At 52.1% G+C, this 3,682-nt stretch carries 4 protein-coding genes; all 4 read left to right on the top strand.

Annotated elements, in window-relative coordinates; genetic code table 11:
• A partial coding sequence (locus B2899_RS06045; RefSeq protein WP_286884493.1) for a helix-turn-helix domain-containing protein occupies window positions 1–512 on the top strand: 512 nt, incomplete at its 5' end.
• Window positions 476–2,065 (top strand): ATP-dependent DNA helicase RecQ, encoded by a 1,590-nt coding sequence (locus B2899_RS06040; RefSeq protein ID WP_349679043.1) that lies wholly within the window; start codon window positions 476–478, stop codon window positions 2,063–2,065. The genes B2899_RS06045 and B2899_RS06040, both read left to right, overlap by 37 nt.
• A gap of 22 nt (window positions 2,066–2,087) precedes the next feature.
• Window positions 2,088–2,753, top strand: a complete 666-nt coding sequence (locus B2899_RS06035; RefSeq protein WP_170230163.1) for a CPBP family intramembrane glutamic endopeptidase — start codon at window positions 2,088–2,090, stop codon at window positions 2,751–2,753.
• Window positions 2,734–3,447 carry a LysM peptidoglycan-binding domain-containing protein gene (locus B2899_RS06030; RefSeq protein WP_286884491.1) on the top strand — a complete coding sequence of 238 codons (714 nt, stop codon included), beginning with the start codon at window positions 2,734–2,736 and terminating at the stop codon, window positions 3,445–3,447. Before B2899_RS06035 ends, B2899_RS06030 begins: the two co-directional genes overlap by 20 nt.
• The last annotated feature ends 235 nt before the right edge of the window (window positions 3,448–3,682 follow it).

Here is a 3,682-nt window from a genome sequence, read left to right as displayed (position 1 = left end):
AGCGTCAGATTATCCTGCGCCGCCTAAGTGGAAAAGCGAGAGCAGGCCTGACATACAGGCAACTGGCAGACGCGATTGGAACGGATGAAGGAGCCGCGGCTCTGCATATCATTAGATTGGCCGCAGAGCAGCTTGCGCGCCTGGCTTCCGGTGCCTATCCGGTGTTGTCGGAGCTTGCTGACAGCCGGGCGGGCGAGGCGATGTTGACCCGGACGGCACAGCAGACAAAGGCGTTGCTCGATATGGGCTATTCATTTAAAGAGATTGTAAAGCGGCGCAGGCTTAAACCCGGCACAATCGAGGATCATCTGGTTGAAATTGCCATTGCCGACCCCTCCTTCGATATTAGTCGGTTCGTATCCCGGCAGAAGATGGATCGAATTCACGCAATTATGCGGGAGAAGGGAACAAAGAAAATCGGGGAAATCAGACGGGAGGCGGGTGAAGAATATAGCTATCTTGAGATTCGCCTTGCATCCGTGCGTGCGCCCAGGGGAGGTGGACAACCATAGAACAAGCACAAGAACAGGCGCTGCATGCAGCGCTTAAACGTTATTTTGGATATGATGCATTTCGGGCCGGACAGCTTGATATTATGCGCTATCCGCTTGTGGGTGAGAATGCGCTCGGCATCCTTGCGACCGGTGGCGGCAAATCGCTGTGCTACCAATTGCCCGCACTGCTGTTCCCCGGGATGACTGTCGTTATCTCGCCGTTGATCTCGCTGATGGCGGATCAGGTGCGCCAATTGCGGCGCAGGGGCATTCAGCATGCGGAATATATTAACAGCACACTTTCGATAGGAGAACAGCGTTGGAAGATGCGCCAGGTTATGGAACGGAAAGTGAAGATTTTATACGTGTCCCCGGAAAAACTGCAGCAGGAAGCGTTCATGGAGCAGCTCGTGCATATCCCAATTTCATTGTTTGTCGTCGATGAAGCGCACTGCATTTCTCAGTGGGGCCATGATTTCCGCACCGATTACCAGCGGCTGCATGCCTGTATTCGGCAGCTGGGAAATCCGCCGGTGCTGGCGCTCACGGCGACGGCGACCGAAGCGGTGCAGCGGGACATCTGCCGTCAGCTTGCAATTCCTGCAGACCATATTGTGCTGCAGTCGATCAACAGAGAGAATATTTGCTATGATGTAGCATTTCTCTCCGATGAACGGGAGAAGGAAGCGGTTCTGTTTGAGAAATTGCGGACGTTGAAAGGTCCGGGCCTGGTATATTTCCGTTCGCGTAACAGTACGGAACGCGCGTTTTTGCAGGCACAGGAGCACAATATCGGGCGCTGTGCGTTTTATCATGGAGGCATGGGGGCGGAAGACCGGATGTTGATTCAGCAACAATTCATAAATAATGAACTGGATATCGTTTTCGCCACGAACGCATTCGGCATGGGAATCGACAAATCGGATATTCGTTTTGTATTGCATTACCATGTTCCGCCGGATATTGAATCGTACTTGCAAGAAGTGGGGCGTATAGGCAGGGACGGCGCACCTGGGTATGCTTGCCTCTTATCGACGCCTGACGACGGAGTGCTGCCCGGGCAGCTTATCGCCGAAGAGTATCCGGGCGAGAAGCAGATATGTGGATTTACAGCATTCCTTAAACCTCATCGCGGCCAAACTATACAGCTAACCGAACAGGAAGCCCTGGAGCGGTGGGCGCTTGAAGTTCAGCATTTGTCCATTCTGCTCTATCATATGGAACGGATGGAATGGATACATCGACCCCGCCGCTCGAAAGAAGGGTGGGAGTTCGAAATCTCTTCGTCATTCCCGGAACAGTGCGGGGAGCTTGTCGGTGCGGTTTTCCGCCGCCGTAACGAAAGATATGATAAATTAGAGGAGATGCGGAACTGGCTTTCGAAAGCGACATGCCGCAGGGAAGCACTGGGAAGGTACTTCTCTCAGGAGCACCGGACGGCGCTTGCCAGTTGTTGTGACCGGTGCGGTATTGATATGAAGCTCTATGAACGACAGATGCCGGATGCGGTGCAGCCACAGGAACGATGGGACTGGCGGCGTGAGCTGGATCTTCTGCTTCCGGTTTCCTGACACCAAAGAAGGGAAGAGTAAAATGGATCCGCGATATGCACATTTGGATAGTCGAACGCTGGCGCTAAACGTATATATTTCCCAGGCGATTTTGTTTGTCATAGGACTTGCAGGGCTGTATTTTTTTTATATTCGTCCGGGGGTTGATTGGATAGGACGATTTCTTGCCCCTCATATAGCAGATGTATTTGTGTACGGTACACTGCTTGCGCTTTTGGTGGTGGCAGTGGAGATTGTCTTGATTGTCTGGCTGCCGCCGGAGATGTTTGATGACGGAGGATTAAACGAGCTGTTGTTCCGTGATTTGCCTGTCTGGCACATCGCACTGGTATGCCTGGTGGTAGCGCTGGCGGAAGAATTTCTGTTCCGTGCTGTTATCCAGCCGGGGTTGGGCGTATGGTGGACAAGCGTGTTATTTGCGCTTGTACATGTGCGCTATCTCAAGAAGTGGGTGATGATGGCCGTCGTATTTTTAATCAGCATGCTGTTCGGGTGGCTGTTTGATAAGACGGGAACCGTCTGGGCTGTAGTGTGGACCCACTTTTTAGTTGATTTTATTCTTGGATGTTTTGTAAGAAAAGGATGGTTTTTCTCGCCAAAGGAAGGAGAATCCTTACAAAAAGCGAATAGAGAAGAGAGAAATGAAAACAAAGAAAATGGGGATGCCGATGAGCGAGAAACAACGTAACCATTCGGATCAGTCTGATGCGCTGCGAAAGCTGGTAGAGCGGCAAAATGAAGCGGAACAAAGCGCGATAGAGCCACAGGTAGAACGGCCGAATAAAATACCTACCGGTACGCTGCCGCCGCGCAGTACCGTGCACAGAAAGCCGCCTTTAAATCTTACACCGTATTATTATATTGCCGGCGTTTTGCTGCTGCTCGTGATAGGCGGCCTTGTTTTCTTGTGGTACGCGGCGCGAAGCGAGCCTTCCACGGCCCAGCCGCAGACCCAATCGAAAGCGTCTGAAACCGGAAAGCAAGCCCCGGCCAAAGACGGTCAGACGAAGACACCGTCTTCTCCTGCGCCTTCACCGCAGGCCAAACCGGCCCCGGCGAATCCGGGTCCGTCTCAGAATCCGGCCGGATCGCAGGCGCAGACTTCGGGAAGCGTAAAGCCTCCTGCTGCATCACAGACATCTTCTGCCAAAGCGACAGCACCGCAGAGTTCCGCAGCAAAACCGGCGCCTGTTGCAAAAAAAGCCCCGGCGAAGGCGCAAAAGCGAATTCTGCGTCATAGGGTACAAAAAGGCGATACACTATATAAAATTTCTGTCATGTATTACGGAACGGGAAAATATCAATTTTATCTTGCGCGTTACAACGGGATTCAGAATTTATACGCCGGTACGGTACTAAAGGTGCCAATCCCGCCCCGGTAAGAGAAACAGACGCCGTCTGGCGCCTGTTTTTTTCTGTGAAAATCGTGAGGAAAGAAGGAGAAGAGTGAGGAAAAAAGAGCTAAGGAAGAAAAAGGCCTTCGCCTTTTTCACCATTAAAATCCTCTCCTCGTTCTCTTCTCTCTTTCCCTTCGTACCGCAAAAGTCAGCCTCTCTCCCATCATTTTCATGCCGGGGTTGCGGCTGAGATGCCATGGTGGTTTTCTGTGAAAATCGT

This window comes from Aneurinibacillus sp. UBA3580, from assembly GCF_002375825.1.
Classification (GTDB): Bacteria; Bacillota; Bacilli; order Aneurinibacillales; family Aneurinibacillaceae; genus Aneurinibacillus; species Aneurinibacillus danicus.
Note: the sequence above shows the minus strand (reverse complement) of the source record. Positions and strands in the feature narration are given on the sequence as shown.

Bases quoted from the DNA above. Each gene is read 5' to 3' on its own strand.
- B2899_RS06035 (WP_170230163.1), top strand. From the start codon at position 2,088: ATGGATCCGCGATATGCACATTTGGATAGTCGAACGCTGGCGCTAAAC.
- B2899_RS06030 (WP_286884491.1), top strand. From the start codon at position 2,734: ATGAGCGAGAAACAACGTAACCATTCGGATCAGTCTGATGCGCTGCGA.